Raw genomic sequence first — 24,470 nt, 5'->3', positions numbered from 1 at the left:
ATCCATGACCAGATGGGGTCGGGGCTGGACAGGCTGGGGCTGAAGGAAGAGCCGAAGGGTCCGGTGCGCATGGCCGATCTGAGAGCACGACCTTCGCGCGGCTATTCGCTAATCGACACCCTGCAGAACTTTCTGGCCGACGAGCCGGTCGGCAATGCGTTGCGGACAGCGCTCGCGGCGGCGGTCGAGACGCTCGAACCTTATGCCGCGCACGCGACGTTGAGCGACCCTGAGTTCGCCGGCCGCTATGCGCTCAACGTCCTCACCCTGGCGAACTGGTTTGAGCGGGAGGACGGCAACCTCGAATACCGGTCGCCGCCGGATGAGGCCGCGCATATCGCGGCGCTCGAAGCCAAGCGCGATGTGTCGGTTCAGGCGAGCGGAATGGAAGCGCGCATTTCGATGGCAGTCGACGGCGGCGAGTATGCGACGGCCGACACCGCGCGCGACGCGGTAGCCTATGCCAAGGGCGGCGTGCCCGATGGCAGCGATACCGACGCGCTCCAATCACGCGCCGCGCGGCTGATTACGACGGCGCTGCTCGTCGCGCGCGACGGCGACGACGCGCTGCTGGCAGCACACGAAGCCTGGGTGCGGGACGTGATCGGGGTCGCGCTCGAGGAGAAGTCCGATCGCGGCGGCGGATCGCGCGATTTGCTGCGCTACAACCGCCCGGCGATCGCGATCCTCGCGCTGATCCATCTCTGGGCGCGGCTGGGGAAAACCGCCGATCGCGATGCGCTGGTCGCGCTCGCGACACGCCAGGACCGGGCGGCAACCCCCGCGGTAGCGGCGGCTGTCCCACGCATCTTGGAGATCGAGCCCCGTCTCTTCAAGGCGATGATGCGGGCGGCCTTTTCCGGCCTGACGCGGCGTTGGAAGAGCTACCAACCGGAAGATGAGGCGCTGCAAGCGGCGTTCGAAGCGGAGCAAGCGGCCCGGACCGATGCGGTGGTGGCTGCCGAACTGGCCTGGCTTGATGGCGGCGCGGAACCGAACTGGCCCGCTTGGCCCGAGGAGCGACCGAATCTGCGCCGGGCCAGCCGGATGCAGGTGCCGGGATCAGTAACGGCAAAAGAGTTCGATGCCGATGAAGCGCCTGAGACGGATACCGACCCTTCGTCGCCGATCCTTTACACCAATCATAAGGCGGCGGCCTGCTGGCTAGCGATAGTCCGGTCGGCGCCTGCAGAAGCGATCGGCTGGCGGCAGGAGATCGTCTCGGCTTATATTGACTGGACGGGGCGAATGAATGGGCTGGGCTATGCGGCCGATGCCGAGTTGAGCCGCGAACTGACCGACTGGAATCTGCAGTATTACGCGTTCTATGCCGAGCGGCTGCTCGACGGAGACGATGCGTCGTTTACGGCCGATCTGCCGTTCGTGACCCACCTGCCGGACGCGCCGTTCACCGAGGTCGCAGGGACTGTGCAGCATGCCGCTGACGTGCTCTATTTCAATCACACCAGTCGTGCGCCGGCGCGGCCGGTGGCGCTGCGCGAAAAGCTTGTCGCGCGGCTGATGATGCTCAACCGGTGGCAGAGCGCTCGCGACCCGGCCGAAGCTCGGATCGATCTGAAGAGCGGTGGCGTCATCGCGAAGATGCTGTTCAACACCTATGGGATGATCAACGGGACGCACAGCTATCTGCCGCCGGCCTTGTTCGACCGGGTCGATCCGTTCCTTCCCGTGCTCCGCCCGATGTTGCCCGGAGGTCAAACGGTGTTCGTGGCGCGCTGCACGATGAACCTGCTTCTGGTCGCGCCGCGCTCGCGCCATGTCGGTTTCCTGCTGGACGCTGTCGAGGCCTGGTTCGGCCGCACGACGTCACCGGAGCTGTGGATCGCGTCGGGCGTCGGCAGCCAGGTCGTGCAATGGTTCGAGGCGTGCGTTGTCGAAGACCCGGGATTGCTCGCGCCAGAACATCCGGCGCGCGCGCGGATCGATCGGGCGCTGGGCCAATTGGTGGCGGTCGGTGTCGCCGAGGCGCATGATCTGGAGCAGCTCGTCACAGCGGCGGCCGAAGCCCCGCCCGTCCCGCCCGTCCGTCGCAGGCCCGACTGAGGCTCAGGGCGGGGCGCTCCCCGCAGCCAGTCTCCTCTCGGCCCCAAAGCGGCCGTCCGTGGGTTCCGCAGCGAGTGACCGCTCTCCGCCCATAGACATGGATCTGTCTCTGCGGTCACTTTCAGGCTGGCCGATGCAGCTTGTGAAGAACCTCGGGCCTATCTGGCCAGCACACTGCACGTTGCCACCGCTTGATCGCGAGCTTACCGATGGCAGAGTGCCCGAAGTTCGTAGCGGGGGGCTCGCCCTGGAGCTTCTCGGCGTTCAAGCCAGAGGCGGCGATCGGCTTCGCCGTGGGCAACCCGATGAACCTCGCGATGGTGATCGGTGTCTATGCCGCCATCTACCGCGAACTCGACGTGGCCTTCGACTTCTCCGGCCTGCAGGGCGCCTACGACGCGCTCTATCAGGTCACGGACGCAAACGTGCTCGGCGCTGCCTTCGAATGAGCGGCGACGGCGCCTGAAGCGGCGGGAGAGGCGTTCAACGTCACCAACGGTGGGCTCTTCCGCTGGCGCAACCTCTGGCCCCGGTTGGCTGAGCGGTTCGGCCTAAGGTCGGGCGCGGTCCGGCCGTTCTGCCTGGCCGACAAGGGCCCGGTCTGGGACCGCATCATCGCGCGCGGGAGCCTCGCCCCCCCCCCCCCTCCCTTTTGACCAGGCGGCCGCGTGGCCCTTCAGCGACTTCATCTTCCGCTGCGACTGAGACATCGTCTCGGACGTCCAGAAGGCGCGGCGGGTGGGCTTCGGCGCGATGAGAATTGACACCGAAGAGCACGTCCTCGCCGTCTTCGACGAGTTGGCAGACCGTCGCATACTCCCAAGACCGGTCGAAGCCATGCCCGGCCGGACTTGTCTGCCGGATTGGACTTCGCCCTGTATTTGATCTGAGCTTTACGCCGCATTTCAGGCTGCGTTTTCGAGCGATCCTGGAGGCGGCCTCCATCTCTCCATGCGAGAGTTCTCTCCAGCGATGGGCGTTGCCTGGTGAGGACGCTTCCTTGGGGTGTCGAGGTGATGTTGCGTGATGACTTGGTGCCGTTAGCAGATGCGTTATGCGTCTGCACGTCATCGATGGCGAACAAGTTCCGCCCGCGCAGAGCGCGGGCGGAGTGCCTCTTTATCGAGGTAAGAGTGCGATCCCAGGATCATCCTGAGGATGGTCCCGACACTGGCGCCGCCACCCCGCAAGGTGGTGGATCGCACTTACCGCCTGTTCGGCGGCTCAGGGGCACGGCCGGCGCACCGGCGACCGCATGGGCTTGGACGCTTGTCCGGACCCTTTGTTTTCTCAGCCGCCTGTTCGGCGGCTCATCATGCGCAGTTGCCTCTCGGACAACTCCCGGGAAGGCGCGAACGCCTGTCGCCGTTTCTTTTCAGCCGCCTATCCGGCGGCTCATCGAGACCACGCTCGCCACCAGAACGGCGGCTTGTTCGAACCTGGCCTCCACCGCCTGTTCGGCGGCTCAGGGGCGCGGCCGGCGCACCGGCGACCGCATGGGCTTGGACGCTTGTCCGGACCCTTTGTTTTCTCAGCCGCCTGTTCGGCGGCTCATCATGCGCAGTTGCCTCTCGGACAACTCCCGGGAAGGCGCGAACGCCTGTCGCCGTTTCTTTTCAGCCGCCTATCCGGCGGCTCATCGAGACCACGCTCGCCACCAGAACGGCGGCTTGTTCGAACCTGGCCTCCACCGCCTGTTCGGCGGCTCAGGGGCGCGGCCGGCGCACCGGCGACCGCATGGGCTTGGACGCTTGTCCGGACCCTTTGTTTTCTCAGCCGCCTGTTCGGCGGCTCATCATGCGCAGTTGCCTCTCGGACAACTCCCGGGAAGGCGCGAACGCCTGTCGCCGTTTCTTTTCAGCCGCCTATCCGGCGGCTCATCGAGACCACGCTCGCCACCAGAACGGCGGCTTGTTCGAACCTGGCCTCCACCGCCTGTTCGGCGGCTCACACGAGAGCCGATGCTGCATCATGCCCCCTTGTGAACAAGAGTTGGTTCCATGAGCGGCTGGACGGAAACGCCAAGGTCAAAAAAAATGCATTCGATGGCGATTTTTTTTCATAGCCCGTCCTCTGGCGGCCTGTCGCTGTCGATAATCAGATCTCGGAACGACGCCATTATATCCCGACGTCATCAACTCTGACGGTCGAGATAGGGAGGCCCCGCAGGGTTGAGGCGAAGCGGAGATGTCTCATGCGGCGCGCTGACAGGGAGCGGAGGGAACGCTCAGTTCTCTCCCTGGGACGAGCGCGACGCACTGCCGAACCCATCCTTCCGGCGGCCTGATCCGACTGTTTCCAGGGGGTTCTTAGGTTCTAAGGGGTTTTAGGCGGAGATTTTTCAGGCTGTTCAAAGGCCTGAAAGCCGGGATCGCACCGGCACGCGGGTTTGGGGGTCGCCGATGCGGGTGGATCGCCATCGGATGCGGGACGATCCCGCGAGACTTGCAGCTCGGCCCGCATCCTTTGCGGCCCGCACCCCACGTCTTCCGTTCCTCTATCCGCCACAGCGATCCGATCTCCCGCGGGGGGGCATTTCCGCTCTCGTCAAACGGAGATCAAGACTATGAACCACACCGACCTGACCCTTCAGATAGATCGCCCGAACCGTTACCGGATGAGCGGGCAGTTCGTGGGGAGGGTGCATGACGCAGGTCTCGGGTTGCACGGCATGCGCCTTGCGCTTGCCCTGGCACATCGAACCTGCCGGGAAACCGACGACTGGGACTGCATGTTTGCTCCGCGACCCCAGCACGCGAGCCGTGCCTTGTGCAGCGAACTGGCCGTTTCGCTCGGTCTGGCCGCGTCGAAGTCGTCGCGCGCGATCGACGCGGGATATCGTGCTCTCATAGACTCCTGTCTGTTCGACATCATCGGCTTCGACGAACGATCGGGGCGATGGCTCGTTTGGAAGTGGCGGGAGGACGTCTATAGCGATCTCTTCTGGCCTTCGCCGTACGGAACGTTCGATATCAGCTGGTTCCACGGTTTGCGGACCGAAGCCGATCTTAAGATGCACATGCGCATCGGCATTGTCAGAGCATGTCGGACGCCGCGTCTGACCCATCACTTCTCCCTTCTGGCCGGTGAGGCCGGCCGACCCTGGCACCGGGAAGCGCGACGCTTGTTGCCGTCACTAGAGCGGATCGCGAGGGCGATGCGCATTCGGATCGCCGCGGTCGCCTATGACGATTGGTGCGGCGAAACCGGCGCGGACACAGTCGAGCTTCGGATCGCACATGCGGACACGCGGTGGTGCCCGAGGCGGGCGGGCGCGGTGCCGACCGCTACGACATCGGTCACGCTCGTCGCGCCTGACTTGGGTGCGCAACATGTCCGACGCGCCGACGCGAGCCGTGCACTCACGCAGTTCCTGCACGGCTGAGAGATCGTCCGTGATGTTGAAAAATATCAAATCTGAACAGAGACTTGCGAGAAAAATCAACCTCACCGCGAAAAAATACGCCCTCGGCGTTTCCGTCGCGCGGCAAACGAACGGACCTCCTGAACACGATGATGAACAGGAGTTCAAAATGCACCAACCTATGCCTACCCACGCCGCGACGCCGTCCCTCTCGGCTGACCGCCACTACACTCATCCGGATCTTGCACGCACGTGCCTCGACGTCCTGCTGCGGCAGGTTGATCCGGCGGCCTACGATCTGCTGATCGAGCCGTCTGCCGGTGGCGGGGCCTTTCTCGATATCCTGCCCGCGCCGCGCATCGGGATCGATCTCTATCCGGCCGCGCCGGAGGTGATCCAAGCAGATTATCTGACCTGGACCCCACCGAAGGGGCGCCATCTCGTCGTCGGCAATCCGCCCTTTGGCCGCAGCGGCGCAGGAGCCCTGGGCTTTCTCAGCCGCGCCGCCGAGCATGCCGACATTGTCGCGATGCTGCTGCCTGCCTCGTTTGGCTCGGACGCGATGCGCCGACGGGTCGATCGCCGCCTAGAGCTGGTAGATGAGCTGATGCTGGGTGAGCAGCGGTTCGAGGGGCCCGATGGCAATGTGCGCATCCGCTGCGTCTTCCAGATCTGGCGCCGGCTGCCCGTCGGCAGCACACGGTGCGACGGCCCGGCGCGCACCACGACGCATCCGGACTGGGAGTGGGTCGATGATCTGAAGGACGCCCACTTCGCCGTGCGCCGGGTCGGCGCCCGCGCCGGCGCCGTCGTCGACATTCCGGGCGCGGGGGAGCCGGTCCGCGGCCTGTCGCGTGAGAGCAACCTCTACGTTCGCGCCTGTCATATGAGCCCTGCGACGCTGCACAGTCGGTTCGTCGCACTGGATCACGCCCGGGCCCTGGCCACGAGCGGCGCCATCCCTTCGGTCTCGAAAGCCGATTACGTCGACGCCTATGCTGCGCAATGGGGCGCGCGACCCAGCACAGCCGCTGTGCTCGATACGGCACGCCGGCAACGTCCGACCGCTCACAAGGCTCCGGTTCCACGGGCGCCCGCGGCTCGACGCGTCGCTGCGGGGTCCAGCCAAGAGGGCTGAGCAGGTCCGATGGCCTGTCCGGGATCGTCGGTCCCCCTCGAGCCGAGAGGACCGACGATCCCGACACGCCACGGAAGAGAAGATGAAGCATCACACATCCCGCCCGACACTGGCCGATGTCCTGCACTGGGCGGAGACAACCGGCAAGCCCCAGGATCCGATCCGCGAGCTGCGCCGCATCCCCGCGCGGCTCGGGCTGCTCGACGCCGATCTCGCGACCCTCCCCGCCGATCCCGTCGCATTCAACCGCAACATCGCAGGACGTCCGGGGGCGGCCTTTCCGCGCGCGCGCGATGTCGGTGCAGCTTGTGCCCGCGCGGACAGTCGCGTGCGCGGTCTGCTCCGGCAGTATCTCGACGTTGGGGGACTGACCGTTGCTGCCGATCCTCGCGACCGCGCAGCATGGACTGCGCTCGCGGATATCATCGCGGCCAATGAGGGTCCGCCCCAGACCGGCCGCCGCTGGAATACCGGACGGCACCGGACCCTGTCGGTCCTGCGTGCGCGGTGCCGTTGCGCGCCCGGAGACGTGACGCAGAAGGAGATTGATCGTATCAGCGGCGAAGCGACGGTAAAGGACCGCAGATCCCTCCGAAAGGCGGTGCAGTTCCTGAACGGCCTGCGCGATGACCTCCTCGAGATTCCGGAGCTCGCGGCTCACCTTCCGGCGGAGAGGCTTCATGTGCCGGCCGGCTCGTCGCGCGCCCGTCGTATCGACTGGTCCACGCTGCCCGCATCCTTCCGCGCCGCCTTCGACGCCGCCGCCTCTGCGGCCGTTGCCGGCGAGGATGACCATGGCGAGGCGCTCCTGGCGCGTCTCGAAGCCGGAGAGGACCCGGAATACGTCATGGCCGAGGCCGATCGTTCTGCCGCGAAGATGCGAAGCCTGCGCAAGCCGGACGCCGCCCGCACGCGCTATCGCGAGACGGTCTCCTGGTTGCTGCGCGCCTGGGAGGATGAGGGCGGGGATCCGGCCGAGTTGCGCGATCTCGGCGAGCTGACGACCCGGACGGTCATCGAGGCGGCGATCCGATCGCAGATTGCCCGCTCGGATGCGGCGCCCGATCTCAAGAACGCTCTCGACAGCGACACGCTGAAACTGCGGCTTGCGAACCTGTCGGCCTTTGCCCGTCATGGGCTGAACGACAGGAGTGTTCCGGCGATCGTGGAGCTGCTCAAGTCTAAGCATCTGGACAAGCCGCGGGCGAGGCGCAGGGTCGCGCGGGAGACCGGTGTCGTGGCCGAGGTCGATGCGATCGCGGCGCTGTTGCACGGCAGTCCCGCGGTCGCCGCACGATGGGTGCGCGCGCCCGAACTGATCGCCCGCTCCGCCGAGGATGCGATCCGGATGGCCCGTGCGGCCGGGTCCCCGTCGCGCGAGGTAACGGCCTTGCGCCAGTATGGCGCGGCCGTTGCTGCGGCCATGCAGCTGTCGCGGCCGCTGCGGCCCTCGTGCCTGCGGTTGACCCGGATCGCGTCGAGGGAGGAGGTTCCTGCGAACCTCATCCGGACCCCTGCGCCCCGCAAGGCGCCCCGCTTCGAATTCCGATATGAGAGCTGGGAGACGAAAACCGAACGGGCCGTCACGCTCGACGTTGCGAGCCGTGACGCGCAGATCCTCAAGACCTGGCTCGAGCTCCATCGACCGCGCTTCATCGAGCTGACCGGCCGGGGTCATGACAACGTCTATCTCTTCCCGGGGGAGGGGTGTCCCAGGCGCGATTCCGGCGATCCGGTGCGCCTGCCGAGCGGGGTCTATGCGCCGTCGTCTTTCCTCGCGCTCTGGCGCGCGGGGGCGTCTGTGGTCGGCCTCGATGTCACGCCGCATCGCATGCGCCATGTGGTGGCCATTCTTGTTTTGGCGCTTCGCCCGGGCGCCTATGGACTGGTCTCGACCATCCTGTGCAATACCGAGGAGGTGGCGCGCCGGCATTACGGTCGCGACGACGGCAAGGCGGTCTCGCAGGCGCTGCGGGACGCGCTGCTGGCGCACCATCCTGATCTCCTGCGCCGCCATCGGTGGACGGCCTCATGAAATCCGAGATCGCTGAAAGCAGGCTGAGTTCGCTCCCCCGGGAGCTGAAGGATAGGCTTGTGTCGGTTCGCGCTGACCTGCCGCCGGGTGCCATCTCGGTCGTGGGCAGACTGTTCGACAGTCTAGCCGATCGAGAGGAGCACCACGGCGCGCCATCCCGGGCGGCCTTCGAGGCGGCTTACGGATCGGAATCGACCCTCGCGCTCCTCCTGCGCGTCTGCGCGACGCACGTGCCGGAGGTCGGGCTCGCCGAGGCGCGCCTGCTCCGCTGCGAATACTACACCGCGCGGCCTCGGGCGGCGGGCCATGGTCGAACCGCGCAACCGGCGACTGCACCCGAGGCGCTCGCCCCCTGGGCCACCAAGAAGTCACAGGCATGGCCGCGGTCCTGGCAAGAGCTCCTCCCCGGACTGCTCGACGCGCCCGTGCGCGAGGGCACGATCCGTCGACATGTCGCCTCGGTCGATCGGTGTGCCGCGCTCGTGCCGGCCCTGCGCTGCCCGCCTCGTCTGGGCTGGCTCTTCGGTTGGGAACTGGGGCGGCTGCTGCAGGATGGGTACGCCGGGAAGGGGATCGCTTCCGTCGCGCCACGGACGATCTCGAACTATCTCGGCGGGCTGGTTGCCCTTGGCCTTCATGGGGAACTGGATGCGGACGAGCTAAATGGTCTGCGTGCGGTGCGTCAGTCCTGGCTCCGCAAGGGGCGTGTATCGCGCAAGGGCAAGCAGGATCGTCTCGATGTGCTCTATGCCGCGGGCGGCTACGACCTGATCGTGCAGGCACTCGCAGCGGAAGTGGAGCGCGCGCGGCGCTTGCCGGCCTGGACCGCGGAGCATGAGCGCGCCCGGTCCACGAGCGCCATTCTGGCTGTCATGATCAACTGGCCTGCGCGCACGGGGGATGTCGCCGGATGGCGTCTGGGGGACGAGCTCGTGCGCACGCCCTGGGGCGAGTGGACCCTGCGCTACCGACAGGAGAAGACCGGCCGGATGGCGAATGCCGGACCGCTCTGGCCTGAAACCGGTGAGATCCTCGACCTGCATCTGCTCGCCGGTCGCCCCGGGCGGCTCGCACAGACCCGCTTCGCGCAATTGCGGGGCGCGAACTGGCTCACGCAGGGTCCGGCGGCGCGTCCGAGCAGATGGCCGTCCGAGCAGGTCAAGCGTGTGACCGGCCTTCCCGCGCACGACCTGCGCACCGTGGCTGCGGACTACCTGCGGTGTCACGCAGCAGAGACCGCCGCCGACCGCGTCGCCGCTCTGCTCGGCCATGCCTCGCGGCAGGCAGGCGCCGAATACCGCTCGGACTGCGCCGCCACCGCGGGACAATCGGAATGGCAGGCGATCCGCGCCCGGATCGCGGAGAGCTGATCGAACAGGCGGAGGGCGTTTGGGACGCCCTCCGCCGGGGACCATGTCCCTGTCATGAGATCGGACGGCACCCATGACTACACGCTCTCCCTCGACCAAGTCGCAAGGCACTGGCGGCTTGGCCGGCGGACCGTGCGCGAGATGATCCGCGACGGCCGCCTGCCGGCCGTCCGGGTCGGCGGGCAGTTGCGCCTTTGCTGGCGCGACGTCTGGCGCTGCGAGGCGGGCGCAATGCCCGCGCGTCGGGCCGAGGACGACTATCGGCGCCCCTTGCTGACGAAGAAGGATGTCGCGGCAAGTCTTGCTGTCTCGACCCGCTCCGTCGAGCGCCTGATCGCGCAGGGTCTGCCAAGCCGAAAAGTCGGACAGAACACCCGCATCGCGCCGCGTGACCTCGAAGACTGGCTCGACCGGCAGCGTGAGACCTGACCGCTGGTAACGCGCGCGCGACGTCCCGTGGCCGAGGATTAGACCCGCGTCGGGGCGGTCGAAGCACCACACCTCCGAGAGACAAGAAAATGAAAGCGGGCCCGCTCCAGTGCCGCGCGCAGTTCGATGACGCGCACGGCACCGGAGCCGACCCCACAAAGAGAAGGGAGAGCGTCGAAGTGTGAAACCATCGGAAGGAGGATTGATTATGCTCGACAGAACCGACTTTGCAGAAACACCCGAATGGCGGTGCCATCTCGGTCCCGGCCATGTCATCGCCTTCGCGTTCCCCCATGCCGACGCAGATGAGGACGAGGACTGCCAAGCGCCGAAGACCCGGCCTTGTCTCGTGCTCGATGTCGAGGCCCGTGACGATGAGCGTCTCGCCCTCATCGCCTACGGCACCTCGGCGCGCACGGCTGCGAACAAGGGTTTGGAGATCCATGTCCGCCGCATCGAAGACCGCCTCGCCGCAGGGCTAACGAAGCGAACCCGCTTTGTCTGTGCGCGGCGCCAGCTCGTGCCGCTCCGTCACCCCGGCTTCCGCCTGTCCGCCGCCACAGGGTCGCCGGTGCTCGGACGGCTCGCAGGCAATCCGATGTCGGTCATGAACGCCCTCCGAGAAAGGCTCCGTGCTCAAGGCGAGGTTGCCGCCGCCTTCCGTTCGAGAGAGCCCAAGCACGTGGCGGCGGCCCGGAGTCGCGACCTCATCCTGCAGTAGCGCGACCCATCAGGTTCGAGGCGATGCATCAGCGGCCAGTCGCAGCAACCGAACCCTCGGTACCTGTAAAACCCACGACAGCTTCGGAAACCGCCCGCCAAACGCACAGGCGTCCCCCGACATTCATCGGCGAAATGTTCGCGGACCTTCCTGCGACAAACCGCAAGAGCACGACAAAACGTGCAGTTCGGGACTGCACCCAAAATGCCGAAGCAAGCAGGATCAAGCCCCTCTTCGATCAATCCAATCTGCCGCCTTGGATCGCAGCGCGGTCGACCGATCCGTGAGACCAACTCTGCGAGGTCTCACCTCACGATCATCTCGCCAAGCCATCAGCTTAAAAAACAAACGATATCGAAGATCTGAATCGTGTGGGCTGAGATTTTGGAGATCCGCTACTTCACTCCACCAAACGGAGCAATATCCCGAGCATCCCAAGAGGGTGTCATCACAAAACGAACTGATCCAATAGCCGAGTTGAACACACACGATGCAGAAACTCCTGAAATTTGACGACCTCGCAAAGCAGTTGGGAGTGCCTCGATCGGGCCTCGAGGAGGTGGCAGATCTTCATGGGTTTACCGTGGTGATCGGGTCCGCTCGGCGCATCGATCCCGATAGCGTAAAGGAATTAATACATCTATGCCGCGTCGCTCCAAAGGTCCCCGGCTCTATTGGCGAAAGTCCAAAGGCAACAAAAAAGCTGTCTACGTCATCAGGGACGGCCAACACGAATACTCGACCGGCACGGTCGATCGCGAACAAGCTGAAGCAGAGCTCCGCCTCTACCTGATTCGGAAAGTTCAGGGGCCGCAATCAGCTGTTCACACGGACGTGACAGTGTCACAGGTGCTTACTATTTATGGCGAAGGCCCAGCCTTGGAGGCTGCAGATCCAGCGCGGATTGGATACGCCATCGATGCGCTGGACGCCTGGTGGGGCGACCTGCCGGTCAAGGAAGTGTCGATTGATCGGTGTAAGGCCTATGCAACGCAGCGAGATCGAGCTCCAGGGACAGTCCGGCGCGAACTTGGTTGCCTGATCGCAGCAATCAATTACGCCATGCCCGCGGGCATGGCGAGACCGAAGACCTGGATGCCACCGCGACCGGCCGCACGCGACAGATGGCTGACGAGAGATGAGGCCGCTCGGCTGATCAGAACGGCTCGACAGAACGCGGACACCAGACATCTCGTGCCGTTCATCCTCATTGGCCTCTACACGGGGAGTAGAAAGACAGACATTCTCAGTCTGAAATTTCATGAGCATGCTGCTGGCGGCTATGTCGATGTGGAGCGCGGCATCCTTTATCGGAAGAAAAAGGATGCTCGAAGAACACGCAAAAGTGCCCCAACTGTGCGTATTCCATCGAGGCTTCTTGCGCATTTACGACGCTGGCACAGGCAGAATTCGAGTGGCTGGGTCGTCGAGTTTAGGGGGCAGGGCATTGCGGACATCAAGACAGCCTGGGGTCGGCTGAGGAAGGAGGCAGCTCTGCCTGACGTGACGCGTCATACACTTCGCCATACTGCAATCACTTGGGCAATGCATGCAGCGATGCCCATGTGGGAAGCCTCGGGCTTTTTCGGGGTTAGCCTGGAGACAATGGAACGAGATTATGCGCATCAGCATCCCGAGTATCAGGCTGGTGCTCTCGATGCTGCGAATCGTGGCGGACGCCCACCCCAGTGAGCCTAAGAAATTGTTTGTGTTCTCGGCCCATCGCTCATGAGCGGTGGGCCTTCTTCTTTGGAGCGGAACGCGTTGCGAGTTATGCGAAGGACGCTGGCTCGAGATGGGCTGCTGCCAAATGAGCATTTCTGGGGCTCGCCCCAGAAACCCGGCAGTTGAGAAAATCAAATGATCCTTGAATTATTGGTCGGAGTGAGAGGATTCGAACCTCCGGCCCCTGCCTCCCGAAGACAGTGCTCTACCAGGCTGAGCTACACTCCGACCGTGGCGGTGGCTTTGCCCTATTCCTCTTCGGAGTTCAAGGGGGCATCGCGTTTGCCCTGCAGGCGCAGGACATCGCCAGTGCGCACACCCGCCACCGTGTCGCCCCGCAGGGTCCGGCCGGTCGTCACCGGGCGGGCGACGGTGCGGCCGCCGCGCTCCTCCCGCAGGACGATGTAGATGCCGCTCGCCACGATGATCGCCGCACCCAGCGCCGTGGTCCAGGTCGGCAGCTCGTCGAAGAGGAGGGTGCCGAAGATAACCGCCCACAGGATCTGCGAGTACTGCATCGGGGCGACGATCGCCGCGGGGCTCGTGCGGTAGGCGCGGATCAGCATCAGCATCCCGCCGAAGCCGAGCAGAGAGATCACGGCGAAGAGGCCCAGATGCTCCACCGGCGGTGCCACGTAGACGAAGGGCATCACCATCGCCATGCACACGAGGTTGGCGAGCATCGGATAGAGGATCAGCACCACGCTCCGCTCCTCCCCACCTATGCGCCGCAGGATGATGGAGACGAAGGCGCCGCAGGTCGCCGCGGTGAGAGCCGCCAGATGGCCGAGGCTGAGGGTCGAGACACCGGGTTGCATCACCACCACCACGCCCAAGAGCCCCACCGCGACCGCGATCCAGCGGCGAAGGCCCACGGCCTCCCCCAGCAGCGGCACGCTGAGGATCGTGATGAGCAACGGTTGCGCGAAGATGATCGCGTAGGTCTCCGCCAGCGGCAGGGTGGTGAAGGCGTAGAAGGCGCAGAGCCCCGTCACCACGCCCAGCCCGGTCCGCACACCGACCAGCACCGGATGCTTCGGCGTCAGCGTACCGGGCGCCTGGTCCCGGATCAGCATGATCATCACGGTCGGAAAGCCGAAGAGGACGGAGAAGAAGACGATCTGGAAGACCGGGTAGGTCCCGCCCAGCGACTTCACGATCACGTCGTGGGTCGCGAAGAAGGCGAAGCCCAACAGTGCCGATGCCGCGCCCCGCGCCGCCGATGTCATGCCGTTCCTCCGCCGTGCCCGCCGCGCAAGCTGACCGAGCGGCGGCGGCGCGTCAATCGCTTCCGCGTGTCCGCCAGAACTGCCAGATGCCGAGGATGGGCAGGAGCAGCACGATCCAGAACTTCTGCAGCATCAGGATGGCCGCGTTCACCACGCCGGTCCGGCGAATGATCTTGCCCGCGACGAGACCCGCGAGACCCATTTCGGAGACGGTGTCGGTGCTCGCATCGAAATCGGCGTAGCGATTGCCCTCGGTAAAGCTCTGCATCGCGATCAGGTCCGGCAGCGCCTGGCTCACCTGGTCGAGCTGATCCATCGTAGCGATGAAGTTCGCCTGCAGCACGCCGTTCCGCCCCAGCCGACGCAGGCGGTAGTTCAGCGTGTTGGCGTCCGCCTCGTCGAAATGCAGCTCTTCGGCCCAGTAGAGCGCCTGCCGGTCCGCATCGTATTCGGGGGCAGCGGCCCAGCCGACGAGCTCCAGCCCGCCATAGCCGGCCGCACGCCGCTCCTCGGACTCGATGGCGGTGTCGCCCTGCATGTCCTCGAGCAGGTCGTCGAAATCGATCCGGCCCGCATTGCGGTCGGAGACGTAGCCGATCGGATCCCAGTTCAGCATCGCGCCCCAGGCCGCCCAGTCCATCGGGGTGTGCGGCGCGGGGAAGATCATGCCGAGCTGATCGCTGGGCGGATTGCCCCACAGGTCCGACAGGATCCGGTTCGCGTCCGCCGGGCCCAGATAGTAGTAGCCGGTCGGCACCTCCAGCTTCGCCTGCCCGCCGGGCAGCACCACCTCACCCTGCTGGTACTCGATGGACTCCAGGATCTCCTGCGTGCGCACGTCGTCATAGCCGGGATGGGCCGGAAACATCTCGGCAAAGCTCATGGCGGAGAGCGATGTGGTGACGAGGGCCGCAAGGCTGGCGGCGAACATCAGGCGAAGCATTTCAGGGTCCTTCGGGAGAGCATTCATCTCGACGCTAATGCCGGACCGGGTGCGAAGTGTGGCAAGGATCGCGATGCGGAGCCATGCAGGTTTGATCGTTGCGGAATTACAACCTCGCGAGTCCGCTGTCGAGGGCCGTCGGCAATGTCAGTCCGACGCGCAGGCTCCGGTGAACTGGATCTGCCGCCAGGGATCGAAGCTCCGGAACCTCTCCAGCGACTCCGGGCGGCGCATGAACCGGCAAGTGGCAGCGTCGACCGGCTCGTCCTGACCGGCGATGGACAGGGTCACGGTCGTCGCGATCTCGGCGTGCTCGGGAGGGTTTTCCTCCTGCATTATCCAGTCGAGCAGCTCCGACCATGCGGCCTGCTCGTCTCCCGGCAGGTCCTGCACCAGCCAAACCTCCTGGGTCACGCTGGCGCCCGGGGGGAGCCGCGTCACCGACCACGACTCGCGAAGATTGGTCTCACGAAGCCCGTCGATCGTGTGGGTCACCAGCCACGACTGTGCGAAGACCGGCGCAACCGCCGGCGAACCGGGCGGAAGGTCGAGCCGGGCTGATATCGCCGTCAGCGTCCGTGCGATGCTGTCGCCGTTCGTGATGACCGCTTCGAAGCTGACGGCGAGGGGCGCTGCGCGGCAGTACCTCGTTAGCACGCTCTGATCGCCGTCCACATATGCGACGTAGTCTGCCTGACTGGTGATGCGGTAGAAGCACCGCAAGGTCATGTTGCGGATATCGACGGTGATGTCGGGGGCCGTCACAGTGTCCCGAATCTCGCTTCCGAAGGTCCATGCGCCGAACATTGCCGCGGGAAAGCCGACGAGAGCGGTCACTACGCCGACCGCCTTTCCGGCCTGCTCGGCCCGACGGACAGCCGCGCGAAACACGCTCGTCTATCTCCGGAGATCTACTGCAGCAGGAACGTCGACCGTCTCCCCTAACGCGCCGAGGCGGTCGATCTCCTGCTCGGGCATCGTGGGGCTGCAATCGCAGACCGGACCGACGCCGGTCTCCGGTTCGTTGACGATATCAGAGACATCGACGGCAACGACGTCGTCTTCGTCGATCTCCGGCTCTCGCCTGTTGGTGTCGTCCCGGTTGATCGACCGATCCGAGTTCGTCGAGGAAGACTGCCTGTCGTCGGTTGGCCGTTCGGCAGTCTCGCTCGGCTGCCTGGCCTCGCTGTCGCTGACTGCCGGCACTTCGACGTCCGGACCGGGGGGGCTCGTAGCGTCCGATCTCTGCTGAGTGGATCTGGAGTCGCCACTGCGTTCGAACGACAGCAGGTTGCTGCTACAGGCAGCACATGAAAGGCAAGCAAGAATAAGTGCAGTACTGGCAGTACGCATGGCAACTCTCACTGGAACTCGTGATACACAAAATCAAAACTTACTGTATCACGAAAGTTGCGGCGCGCGTACCGCCTCTGTTCAAATATTTCTTGTCTACAGCGTTTCGTCGAGCGCCTTGAGGATCGCGTCGCCCATGCCGGAGGTGGAGAGCGGCGTGCCGCCGTCCGGTCCCATCAGGTCGCCGGTGCGGGCGCCGTCGGCGAGGGCGTTCTCCACCGCCTTTTCCAGCCGGTCGGCCTCTTCGCCCTGGTCGAAGGAGTAGCGCAGCGCCATCGCGAAGGAGAGGATGCAGGCGATCGGGTTCGCCTTCCCCTGGCCCGCGATGTCCGGCGCAGAGCCGTGGACTGGCTCGTAGAGCGCCTTGGGCATCCCGTTCTCCATCGGCGCGCCGAGGGAGGCGGAGGGCAGCATACCGAGCGAGCCGGTCAGCATTGCCGCCGCGTCCGACAAGAGGTCGCCGAAGAGGTTGTCGGTCACGATCACGTCGAACTGTTTGGGCCAGCGAACGAGCTGCATGGCGCCGGCGTCGGCGTACATGTGGCTGAGCTCGATATCCGGGTACTCCTCGTCACGAAGCTTCTGCACCTCCTCGCGCCAGAGGATCCCGCTCTCCATCACGTTGGCCTTCTCCATCGAGCAGACCTTGCCGTCGCGACGGCGGGCAAGCTCGAAGGCGGAGCGGGCGACGCGCACGATCTCGGAGGTGGTGTAGCGTTGCGTGTTGATGCCGACACGCTCGTTGCCCTCCTCGATGATCCCGCGGGGCTCGCCGAAATAGATGCCGGAGGTCAGCTCGCGCACGATCATGATGTCGAGGCCCGCGACCACGTCGCGCTTGAGCGAAGAGAAATCGGCGAGCGCGTCGAAGCACTGCGCTGGGCGCAGGTTGGAGAAGAGGTCCATCTCCTTGCGCAGGCGCAGGAGGCCCCGCTCCGGCTTCACCGAGAAGTCAAGATCGTCGTATTTTGGCCCGCCGACGGCACCGAGCAGGACGGCGTCGACCGCTTGCGCCTTCGCCATCGTGTCGTCGGTCAGCGGGGTGCCGTGTTCGTCATAGGCGGCACCGCCCACCAGATCCTCGATCACCTCGAAGTTCAGCGAGCGGTTCGCGCCGAACCAGTCGATGACACGCCGCACCTCCGCCATGACTTCCGGACCGATCCCGTCGCCGGGCAGGATAAGGATGGAGGGAGGGGTCATCGGCGCGTCCTTTCGGGCTTGGCGTGGTTGCCCCGTCGATAGCCCGCGGGCGGTTGCAATTCAAGGAAGCCGCCGCGTTGGAATCGCGCTGTGGCGCAGGCGGTTGCGGGTGTCCAAAGGCGGTCCTGTGGTCGGGAGTGTTCGGGACGTCAGTCGACCTCGATATCGACCCAGACGAGGCGGTGGTCGGAACTGATGGCCTCGCCGAAGCCGACATGCTCCGCGCCCGGTTTGTCGGGGGCGGGCCACCAGACGCCGCTGCCGCTGACCTCGAGATCCGCGGAGGGCAGTACGTAGTCCACGCGCAGGTTGCCGGGGCCGCGCTCGTCGTTCCAGTCGGAGGTATCCTGTGCGGCGGGGCCGGCGTGGGCTGCGTTGAGGCCGCCCTGCATCTCCGCCGCGGCGATGGCGCCCGCGCTTTCCTGTCCCGGGTCCTGCAACCGCGGGTGTGCGAGGAGCGCCGCAAGAGCCTCCCGCCGGGCATCGCCATCGAACGGGTCCGCGTTGAGATCGCCCGCGACGATCACCGGTGCGTCGCCGAGCGCGGCGGTCACGCCCGCATCATCGGTGAAGGGCGTGCCGTCGAGATAGCGCACCCAGAACATCACCTCGTCATGGTTGCGCCGGCCGTTCGTGTCCTCCGGCCCGTCGAAAACCGGCGGCGTCGGGTGGCTGGCGAGCAGGTGCACCGGCCCGCCCGGCAGCTCGACGGGTACATCCCAATGGGACTTCGAGGAGAGGCGAAGCACGCTGCGCGCGGGCTCCTGAACCTCCTCGGGCATCAGGTTGCCCTCGAACTCGGCCCAGCGGAGCAGGCGGAAGCTGCGCGCCTCGCCCAGCGGATAGCGGCTGAGCACGGCCATCCCGAAATGGCCCGGCCAGCGGCCCCAGCCATAGGCGTCGTTCGGCCCGGTGGTGCTGCCGTCCCCGTCGAGGTCGAGCCCCGTCAGCTCCCCGGTATTCACCGGCGCGGTAAAGCTGTGCTCGTAGACGAGCCCCCGCTCCGCCAGCAGCGCAATGAAGGCATCCAGCGACCGCGACTGCGGGTCGTGGTCGATCTCGTTGAGGAGCAGGACGTCCGGCGCGACGGCGAGGATCACTTCGGCTGCGGCAAGGACCTGCGCGTCGCGATCCTCGATGTCCTGAAGCAGGGCTCCCGCCGTATCGCGGGAGAGGGAGGCGTTGAAGGTGGCGACCCGAACGGTGTCAGCCAGAGCGGGCGCTGCCAGAAACAGCGCGCCCGCAAGCGCGATCAGTCCGTACGGGCGCGGTCGATCAGCCATGCGATCTTCAGCATCGCCATGCCGCGGTTGAAGAGCGCGACCGGCAGGAAGGCCCAGAACACGCAGCCCCAGACCAGCGCCTGGTTGTTGCCGAGTGCCGACGGATCGAACCACCCGCCCCCGCGCGAGGCGATGGGAATGGTGGTGTAGGGCAGGGCGACCGCGACGATCACGTTGACGAGGCCCGCCCGGCGCAGCCGCCAGGAGATGTCCTTGCCCAGCGTCGGATCGAAGGTCGGCAGGTTGACCCAGAGGTTGAAGCTCTCCCGCTCGGCCGGCCAACGGAAGATCCAGACGAAGAGCGTGAAGAAGGAGATCGAGACGACGGCGATCGCGAAGCTCAGCGCCGCGGCCCGCTCCACCAGCGGGTTGAGCCCGGTCGGATCGTCGGTGATCAGGCCGCTCGCCAGCACCACGGGACTGAGCGGCACGCTGAGATAATCAACGAGGTCATCGGTCAGGGTCAGAAGATCGGCGGAAAATGCGTCGGCTCCTGCATCGGCGCGGCACAGGAAGACCAGCGCCATCACCATTACCGCGAAGGAGAAGAAGCGGAAGCGGTTGTAGGGCGGTGCGAAGCGGAAATCGATCAGCCCCGGATGCGACGAGGCGTATTCGAACATCGTGAACACGGCGAGCAGGGCGCCGATGATCAGGGAGATCTCCTGCCCGGTCCGCGAGGTCTCGGGCAGAAGGAATGCCGGTGCGGCAATGAAGACGAGCACGAGAAACGCGCGCGAGATAGCGGAGGTCAGTCGGCCAAGGGTGTTCACGAACCCCGCTTGTCCATGCGCGGAATATCCTCTTACAGCCAAGGTGCCTCCCCTCGATACCTGGCCTCGAAAGCGTCAATTGCGTCCGCTTTCTGAAGCGTCAGTCCGATATCATCGAGACCGTTGAGCAGGCAGTGCTTTCGGAAGGGTTCCACATCGAAATGGATGGTCCCCCCGTCCGGACCGGTAATCGTCTGGCTCTCCAGATCGACGGTCATGACCGCATTCGCCCCACGCTCTGCGTCATCCATCAACTTGTCTACCTCGGACTGTGGCAGAACGATGGGGAGGATTCCATTCTTGAAGCAGTTATTGAAAAAGATATCGGCGAAAGATGTGCTGATCACGCAACGGATTCCGAAATCCGCGAGGGCCCAGGGGGCATGTTCACGGCTTGATCCGCATCCGAAGTTGTCTCCTGCGACGAGTATTTTCGCATTTCGGTAAGAGGGCTGGTTCAGCACGAAGTCCGCGATCTCGTTTCCGTCGGAATCATAGCGCATCTCGTCAAAGAGATTCTTGCCCAGCCCCGTCCGCTTGATCGTCTTCAGGAACTGCTTGGGGATGATCATGTCCGTGTCGATGTTGACGAGCGGCATGGGCGCCGCAACGCCGGTAAGGGTGGTGAACTTTTCCATTCTAGCATTCTCCGGTTTGCTCGTTCGCTTCCGTGGAGATGAACCGCATCATCATGGCGGCCCATTCCTGATCGCCGTCTGCTCGGAAACGATCGAATATGTCTTCTTGAATGATCGTGAGTTGATCGGAGCCGGCGGTTACCGCACCCCCATGCCATCGCGCGATTTTTTCTGCGATTTCGTTCGCGGACGCATCCTCGGTGAGATCGAGACAGCGACAAGCCGCAGTAAGCAAAGGCAGCAGGGTTTCCGCCTCATATTGCTTCGCCAACTCGATGATCCGGACGAAGATCTGAGGCTGGAAGCTCAGGAGGTCGATAACTCCCATCACGCTGAGGTAGTTCTGGGCGATATGCAGCGCGAGATAGTCTTTCTCAAAGCTGGTGAGCTGCCGATGTTTAACCGCTTCGGACAGCTCGTCCCCATAGCTTTGTGCTGCCTCACACGCTCCTTCGACGGAGGCGCGCCGCAGGCATTCCTGCGGCGTCATTCCCGCCGATGCCGTCGACACCTATCCCAACTCCCGCACGTCCGTCAGGCGGCCGGTGATCGCTGCCGCCGCCGCCATCGCCGGGGAGGCGAGGTGGGTGCGGCCGCCGCGGCCCTGGCGTCCCTCGAAGTTGCGGTTGGAGGTGGAGATGCACCGCTCCTCGGGGCTCAACTGGTCGGGGTTCATCGCGAGGCACATGGAGCAGCCGGCCATGCGCCATTCGAAGCCTGCTTCCTTGAGCTGGTCGGCGATGCCCTCTTCTTCGGCCTGTGCGCGGACGAGGCCGGAGCCGGGCACGATCATCGCGCGCAGGCCGTCCTTCACCTTGTGGCCCTTCATGACCTTCGCCACTTCACGAAGATCCTCGATCCGGCCGTTGGTGCAGGAGCCGATGAAGACCGTGTCGATCGCGATGTCCGACAGCTTCTGACCCGGCTCCAGACCCATATAGGCGAGGGAGCGGCGGGCGGCCTCGACCTTGCCGCCCTCAAAGTCCTCGGGTGCGGGGACGGTGCCGGTGATCGGCAGGACGTCCTCGGGCGATGTGCCCCAGGTCACGACCGGGGCGATGTCCTCGGCGCGCAGGGTCACGACCTTGTCGAAATGCGCGCCCTCATCGGTGTGGAGCGTCTTCCAGTAGGCCAGCGCGGCCTCCCACGCGGCCCCTTTCGGCGCCTTCGGGCGGCCCATGACGTACTCAAACGTCTTCTCGTCCGGTGCGATCAGGCCCGCACGTGCCCCGCCCTCGATCGCCATGTTGCAGACGGTCATGCGGCCTTCCATCGACAGCTCGCGGATCGCCTGACCGCAATACTCGATGACGTAGCCGGTGCCGCCCGCGGTGCCGGTCTTGCCAATGATCGACAGCGTGATGTCCTTCGCCGTCACGCCGGGGGGGAGGGAGCCCGTGACCTCCACCTTCATGTTCTTCGACTTCTTCTGGATCAGGGTCTGGGTGGCGAGCACGTGCTCCACCTCCGAGGTCCCGATCCCATGGGCGAGCGCGCCGAAGGCGCCGTGGGTCGCCGTGTGGCTGTCGCCGCAGACGATGGTCATGCCCGGCAGGGTCCAGCCCTGCTCCGGCCCGATGATGTGCACGATACCCTGGCGGATATCGTTCACGCCGTAATACTCGATGCCGAAATCCTTGGCGTTCTTCTCCAGCGCCTCGACCTGGATCCGGCTCTCGGCATTCTCGATGCCCTTCGCGCGGTCGGTCGTCGTGGGCACGTTGTGGTCTGGCACGGCCACGGTCTTTTCGGGTGCGCGCGGCGTGCGGCCCGCCATGCGCAGCCCTTCGAAGGCCTGCGGGCTGGTCACCTCGTGGACGAGGTGGCGGTCGATATAGAGCAGCGAAGTGCCGTCGGTGTCTTCATGGACGACATGCGCGTCCCAGATCTTGTCATAGAGCGTCTTGGGCATGGGTCGGGTCCCTCTTGGGCCGTGATGAGAAGTGCGGGAACGAAAACGGCCCGCGCGGCAAGCCGGCGCGGGCTGACGGGCTCAGAGCTGAGCTTCGAGGGCCTTCGTCTCACCGTGAAAGCGCCAGGGCAGGCGCTCCCGGTCGGCGAGGATTGGCATGGTCTGCAATCGTGTTCCCATGCCACCCGTTTACGCCGGGCCGCGGCCCGGCGCAAGGCGGGCTTACTGGATGGCGGCGGCGGAGCGGATGTCCTCACGCGTGCACTGGCTGATGACGAGGTTGCCCGAGACCGAGCTCTCGCCGATCGAACCCATCCAGCGGCGGAGCTGGCCGACGGCGCGGGGCGAGCCTGCGAACTCCGCGTGCGGGATCAGGCGCTCCAGCGGGGTGTCATGCAGGCGGATGTTGTCGGCACCGCCGACCTCCGAGATCACTTCAAGCGCGCAGTAGCCACGCTCCGCCGGGCAGGTCGCATCGCAATAGGCGGCGACCGTGGCAAGGTTCGGATCGACGTCGAGCTGGCCCGACATGACCTCGGCCGCCTGACCGAGCCGTTGGGAGTTGGCGAGCTGCTGGGGGAAACCGCGCTGGGCGAGCGCGTAGTTGCGCAGCTCCTCCTGCGGGCGCAGATGCGGCGCGAGAACGGGGGCGACGAGCGTCATCATCATGATGCCGCCCGAACGGCCCTCGGCAGGCGACGCGCTCAGCCAGTCCCACGGATTGCCTTGCGGCGGCTGGGCGAAGTAGCTGCGCATCCAGGCGACGAAGTCGAGCTCGGCCATGGTCGGATCGTCGGCAGGCAGGGCGAAGATCTCGTTCCAGCGGCCGCGGTCGAAGATCTCCCATGCAAGGCGGGCCGCCGCCTCGATCTCACCGGCTTCGGCGAGGGTCGCGGCGACGTCCATCCCCGCATCGGGCAAGCGGGAGGCGAGCAGCGCCGTGGCTACCTCGTCACCGGCCTCGGCCCGCACGCGCAGCCACGAGGTGCCGGAAAGCCCACCCTCGGAGCGGAAGAGGTCGATGCGATCCCGCCGCGGCAGGGAGGAGACGTAGGCCGTGCTCGCGCCCGGCGGCGTCACCGCCTCGATCTGTCCCAGCAGCATCTGCGCGTCCGTGTCCCCCGACTTCGCGAGCTCCGACAGGATCGGCAGCGCGGTCGCGTCGTCATCGGCCAGCCAGGCGTCGATGCCGTCCTGAAGCGTCTGGGCCGAGAGAGGGGAAACAAGCAGAAATGCGGCAGCCGCAAGGGCGCCGAGCGTGCGTGTAGGGGACATGTCGAGATCCATTTGACGTGTAAGACTCAGAAACGGCGCCCCCTGCCGACAGCGGGGTTTTAACGGCACCGCCCGAATGTGCAAGGTGTGTCGTCGCGGCGCGGGCTCAACCGTTTTCGAACCAGTCGAGCATCAGGTTGACCCAGCCGCGGGGGATGGAGTGCCCGCCATCGTGTAGCGCCATGACCAGATCGCCCTCGGCGCAGTTGGTCCAGCGATCGATGCGGTAGATCCCTTCGGTACGCTGGGCGTTGTTGCCGGTGCAGCCGTGGAGCGCGCGCTGCATCTCCATCACGTCGAAGACGTCACCTTGCGTGATGCCGGAGCCAACGGTGCGCCCCTCCAGCGGGACGACGTCGTCATCCGTGCCGTGGGTGTGGTGCAGGCGCACGGGCTCGGCGCAGTCTTCGGGGATCGGCCGCCAGAACGTGCCCGCAATGGGCGCGTAGGCGGCGAAGGCACCGGGTGCGTCGCAGGCCACGCGCCATGTCATCATGCCACCGCCGGAGAAGCCGCCGAGTACGAAGGTCTCCCGCGGCAGGCCGAACCGCTCGGCCGCGTCATTCGCCGCGGCATCGATGAAACCGACATCGTCGCGCCGCGGTGAAGGCATCGCGCGGCTGTTCCATGCGCCGCCGCTGTCCCCTTCCCGCCGGGGCATGCCCTGCACGGCGACGGCGGCGTAGCCCCTTTCGGTCAGCGCGCGCATCAGTCCGGTGTTGCGCATGATCCCGTCGGCCCGGCCGCCCCAGCCGTGGAGGAAAACGACGGCCCCGCGCGGCTCCGCCTCCGGCATCGTGACGTGGTAATAGCCGCCGTCGATCCGGCATGGGCTGTCGGGCGGGCCGCAATCCTGTGCGGCGAGCGGCAGCGGCAAAAGGGCGAGGATCAGGGCAGCGAGGCGCATCGGCGGTCTCCGGTCTGACGGTCGGAGGAGACGTTAGGCGACACGCGCCGGATGGCCACTCACGTTCCCGCCAGCCCGGGTGCGCGGCCCGAGATATGTCGGGCGGGA

At 65.7% G+C, this 24,470-nt stretch carries 21 protein-coding genes and 1 tRNA gene; 9 read left to right on the top strand and 13 right to left on the bottom strand.

All coding sequences use genetic code 11. The features are described 5' to 3' along the window. The first annotated feature begins 12 nt into the window (after nucleotides 1–12). From I0K15_RS07575 to I0K15_RS07535, 9 genes are all read left to right on the top strand, one after another. On the top strand, nucleotides 13–2,064 hold the full coding sequence (locus I0K15_RS07575; protein WP_196104845.1) for a hypothetical protein: 2,052 nt from the start codon (nucleotides 13–15) through the stop codon (nucleotides 2,062–2,064). Between the two features lie 209 nt (nucleotides 2,065–2,273). Beyond that, nucleotides 2,274–2,513 (top strand): Rossmann-fold NAD(P)-binding domain-containing protein, encoded by a 240-nt coding sequence (locus tag I0K15_RS07570; RefSeq protein ID WP_196104844.1) that lies wholly within the window; start codon nucleotides 2,274–2,276, stop codon nucleotides 2,511–2,513. A gap of 2,117 nt (nucleotides 2,514–4,630) precedes the next feature. Further along, the gene (locus I0K15_RS07565) at nucleotides 4,631–5,449 is read left to right on the top strand and encodes a hypothetical protein (RefSeq protein WP_196104843.1); all 819 of its coding nucleotides are present in this window, start codon (nucleotides 4,631–4,633) and stop codon (nucleotides 5,447–5,449) included. A gap of 13 nt (nucleotides 5,450–5,462) precedes the next feature. Continuing rightward, a complete protein-coding gene (locus I0K15_RS07560; RefSeq protein WP_196104842.1) occupies nucleotides 5,463–6,566 on the top strand; it encodes a hypothetical protein in 1,104 nt (367 codons plus the stop codon). A 328-nt stretch (nucleotides 6,567–6,894) separates the two neighbouring features. Beyond that, nucleotides 6,895–8,601, top strand: a complete 1,707-nt coding sequence (locus I0K15_RS07555; RefSeq protein WP_230374331.1) for a hypothetical protein — start codon at nucleotides 6,895–6,897, stop codon at nucleotides 8,599–8,601. 59 nt (nucleotides 8,602–8,660) lie between these two features. Next, nucleotides 8,661–9,971 (top strand): hypothetical protein, encoded by a 1,311-nt coding sequence (locus I0K15_RS07550; protein ID WP_196104840.1) that lies wholly within the window; start codon nucleotides 8,661–8,663, stop codon nucleotides 9,969–9,971. 54 nt (nucleotides 9,972–10,025) lie between these two features. Further along, nucleotides 10,026–10,400 (top strand): helix-turn-helix domain-containing protein, encoded by a 375-nt coding sequence (locus tag I0K15_RS07545; RefSeq protein WP_196104839.1) that lies wholly within the window; start codon nucleotides 10,026–10,028, stop codon nucleotides 10,398–10,400. A 208-nt stretch (nucleotides 10,401–10,608) separates the two neighbouring features. Further along, nucleotides 10,609–11,121 (top strand): hypothetical protein, encoded by a 513-nt coding sequence (locus I0K15_RS07540; RefSeq protein ID WP_196104838.1) that lies wholly within the window; start codon nucleotides 10,609–10,611, stop codon nucleotides 11,119–11,121. Between the two features lie 642 nt (nucleotides 11,122–11,763). After that, a complete protein-coding gene (locus I0K15_RS07535; RefSeq protein ID WP_196104837.1) occupies nucleotides 11,764–12,813 on the top strand; it encodes a site-specific integrase in 1,050 nt (349 codons plus the stop codon). Nucleotides 12,814–12,997: 184 nt separating this feature from the next. Here I0K15_RS07535 and I0K15_RS07530 read toward each other — a convergent pair. The 13 genes from I0K15_RS07530 to I0K15_RS07470 form a co-directional block, all read right to left on the bottom strand. Then, nucleotides 12,998–13,074 (bottom strand) — tRNA-Pro (locus I0K15_RS07530). Between the two features lie 20 nt (nucleotides 13,075–13,094). Then, nucleotides 13,095–14,075, bottom strand: a complete 981-nt coding sequence (locus I0K15_RS07525; RefSeq protein ID WP_196104836.1) for a DMT family transporter — start codon at nucleotides 14,073–14,075, stop codon at nucleotides 13,095–13,097. A 52-nt stretch (nucleotides 14,076–14,127) separates the two neighbouring features. Further along, entirely contained in the window at nucleotides 14,128–15,018 is an 891-nt protein-coding gene (locus I0K15_RS07520; protein WP_196104835.1) for a DUF2167 domain-containing protein, read from the bottom strand. Between the two features lie 147 nt (nucleotides 15,019–15,165). Continuing rightward, on the bottom strand, nucleotides 15,166–15,909 hold the full coding sequence (locus I0K15_RS07515) for a hypothetical protein (RefSeq protein ID WP_196104834.1): 744 nt from the start codon (nucleotides 15,907–15,909) through the stop codon (nucleotides 15,166–15,168). Between the two features lie 6 nt (nucleotides 15,910–15,915). Then, nucleotides 15,916–16,224, bottom strand: a complete 309-nt coding sequence (locus I0K15_RS07510; protein WP_196104833.1) for a hypothetical protein — start codon at nucleotides 16,222–16,224, stop codon at nucleotides 15,916–15,918. 243 nt (nucleotides 16,225–16,467) lie between these two features. Continuing rightward, the gene (leuB, locus tag I0K15_RS07505) at nucleotides 16,468–17,574 is read right to left on the bottom strand and encodes a 3-isopropylmalate dehydrogenase (RefSeq protein WP_196104831.1); all 1,107 of its coding nucleotides are present in this window, start codon (nucleotides 17,572–17,574) and stop codon (nucleotides 16,468–16,470) included. Between the two features lie 149 nt (nucleotides 17,575–17,723). Next, on the bottom strand, nucleotides 17,724–18,857 hold the full coding sequence (locus tag I0K15_RS07500) for an endonuclease/exonuclease/phosphatase family protein (RefSeq protein ID WP_196104829.1): 1,134 nt from the start codon (nucleotides 18,855–18,857) through the stop codon (nucleotides 17,724–17,726). Next, a complete protein-coding gene (locus tag I0K15_RS07495) occupies nucleotides 18,827–19,630 on the bottom strand; it encodes a hypothetical protein (RefSeq protein WP_196104828.1) in 804 nt (267 codons plus the stop codon). The genes I0K15_RS07500 and I0K15_RS07495 overlap by 31 nt, the downstream gene beginning before the upstream one ends. A 32-nt stretch (nucleotides 19,631–19,662) precedes the next feature. Beyond that, complete coding sequence (gene leuD / locus I0K15_RS07490) at nucleotides 19,663–20,268, bottom strand: 3-isopropylmalate dehydratase small subunit (protein ID WP_196104826.1); 606 nt, start codon at nucleotides 20,266–20,268, stop codon at nucleotides 19,663–19,665. 1 nt (nucleotide 20,269) lies between these two features. Next, nucleotides 20,270–20,779, bottom strand: coding sequence for a hypothetical protein (locus tag I0K15_RS07485; RefSeq protein WP_196104824.1), 510 nt, complete (start codon nucleotides 20,777–20,779; stop codon nucleotides 20,270–20,272). Beyond that, nucleotides 20,780–22,180 (bottom strand): 3-isopropylmalate dehydratase large subunit, encoded by a 1,401-nt coding sequence (gene leuC, locus I0K15_RS07480; protein WP_196104823.1) that lies wholly within the window; start codon nucleotides 22,178–22,180, stop codon nucleotides 20,780–20,782. Between the two features lie 222 nt (nucleotides 22,181–22,402). Further along, on the bottom strand, nucleotides 22,403–23,455 hold the full coding sequence (locus I0K15_RS07475) for a hypothetical protein (RefSeq protein WP_196104821.1): 1,053 nt from the start codon (nucleotides 23,453–23,455) through the stop codon (nucleotides 22,403–22,405). Nucleotides 23,456–23,561: 106 nt separating this feature from the next. Further along, nucleotides 23,562–24,362 (bottom strand): CE1 family esterase, encoded by an 801-nt coding sequence (locus I0K15_RS07470; protein ID WP_196104819.1) that lies wholly within the window; start codon nucleotides 24,360–24,362, stop codon nucleotides 23,562–23,564. Nucleotides 24,363–24,470: the final 108 nt, after the last annotated feature.

Origin of the sequence: Pontivivens ytuae, assembly GCF_015679265.1 — a bacterium.
Lineage (GTDB): Bacteria > Pseudomonadota > Alphaproteobacteria > Rhodobacterales > Rhodobacteraceae > Pontivivens > Pontivivens ytuae.
The sequence above is the reverse complement of the archived record's forward strand: the minus strand, read 5'-3'. Positions and strand labels throughout refer to the sequence as shown.

Bases quoted from the DNA above. Each gene is read 5' to 3' on its own strand.
- I0K15_RS07520 (WP_196104835.1), bottom strand. From the start codon at position 15,018: ATGCTTCGCCTGATGTTCGCCGCCAGCCTTGCGGCCCTCGTCACCACA.
- leuD (WP_196104826.1), bottom strand. From the start codon at position 20,268: ATGGAAAAGTTCACCACCCTTACCGGCGTTGCGGCGCCCATGCCGCTC.
- I0K15_RS07575 (WP_196104845.1), top strand. From the start codon at position 13: ATGGGGTCGGGGCTGGACAGGCTGGGGCTGAAGGAAGAGCCGAAGGGT.
- I0K15_RS07475 (WP_196104821.1), bottom strand. From the start codon at position 23,455: ATGTCCCCTACACGCACGCTCGGCGCCCTTGCGGCTGCCGCATTTCTG.
- I0K15_RS07540 (WP_196104838.1), top strand. From the start codon at position 10,609: ATGCTCGACAGAACCGACTTTGCAGAAACACCCGAATGGCGGTGCCAT.
- I0K15_RS07560 (WP_196104842.1), top strand. From the start codon at position 5,463: ATGTTGAAAAATATCAAATCTGAACAGAGACTTGCGAGAAAAATCAAC.
- I0K15_RS07535 (WP_196104837.1), top strand. From the start codon at position 11,764: ATGCCGCGTCGCTCCAAAGGTCCCCGGCTCTATTGGCGAAAGTCCAAA.
- I0K15_RS07500 (WP_196104829.1), bottom strand. From the start codon at position 18,857: ATGGCTGATCGACCGCGCCCGTACGGACTGATCGCGCTTGCGGGCGCG.
- I0K15_RS07570 (WP_196104844.1), top strand. From the start codon at position 2,274: ATGGCAGAGTGCCCGAAGTTCGTAGCGGGGGGCTCGCCCTGGAGCTTC.
- I0K15_RS07545 (WP_196104839.1), top strand. From the start codon at position 10,026: ATGAGATCGGACGGCACCCATGACTACACGCTCTCCCTCGACCAAGTC.
- leuC (WP_196104823.1), bottom strand. From the start codon at position 22,180: ATGCCCAAGACGCTCTATGACAAGATCTGGGACGCGCATGTCGTCCAT.
- I0K15_RS07525 (WP_196104836.1), bottom strand. From the start codon at position 14,075: ATGACATCGGCGGCGCGGGGCGCGGCATCGGCACTGTTGGGCTTCGCC.
- I0K15_RS07470 (WP_196104819.1), bottom strand. From the start codon at position 24,362: ATGCGCCTCGCTGCCCTGATCCTCGCCCTTTTGCCGCTGCCGCTCGCC.
- I0K15_RS07565 (WP_196104843.1), top strand. From the start codon at position 4,631: ATGAACCACACCGACCTGACCCTTCAGATAGATCGCCCGAACCGTTAC.
- leuB (WP_196104831.1), bottom strand. From the start codon at position 17,574: ATGACCCCTCCCTCCATCCTTATCCTGCCCGGCGACGGGATCGGTCCG.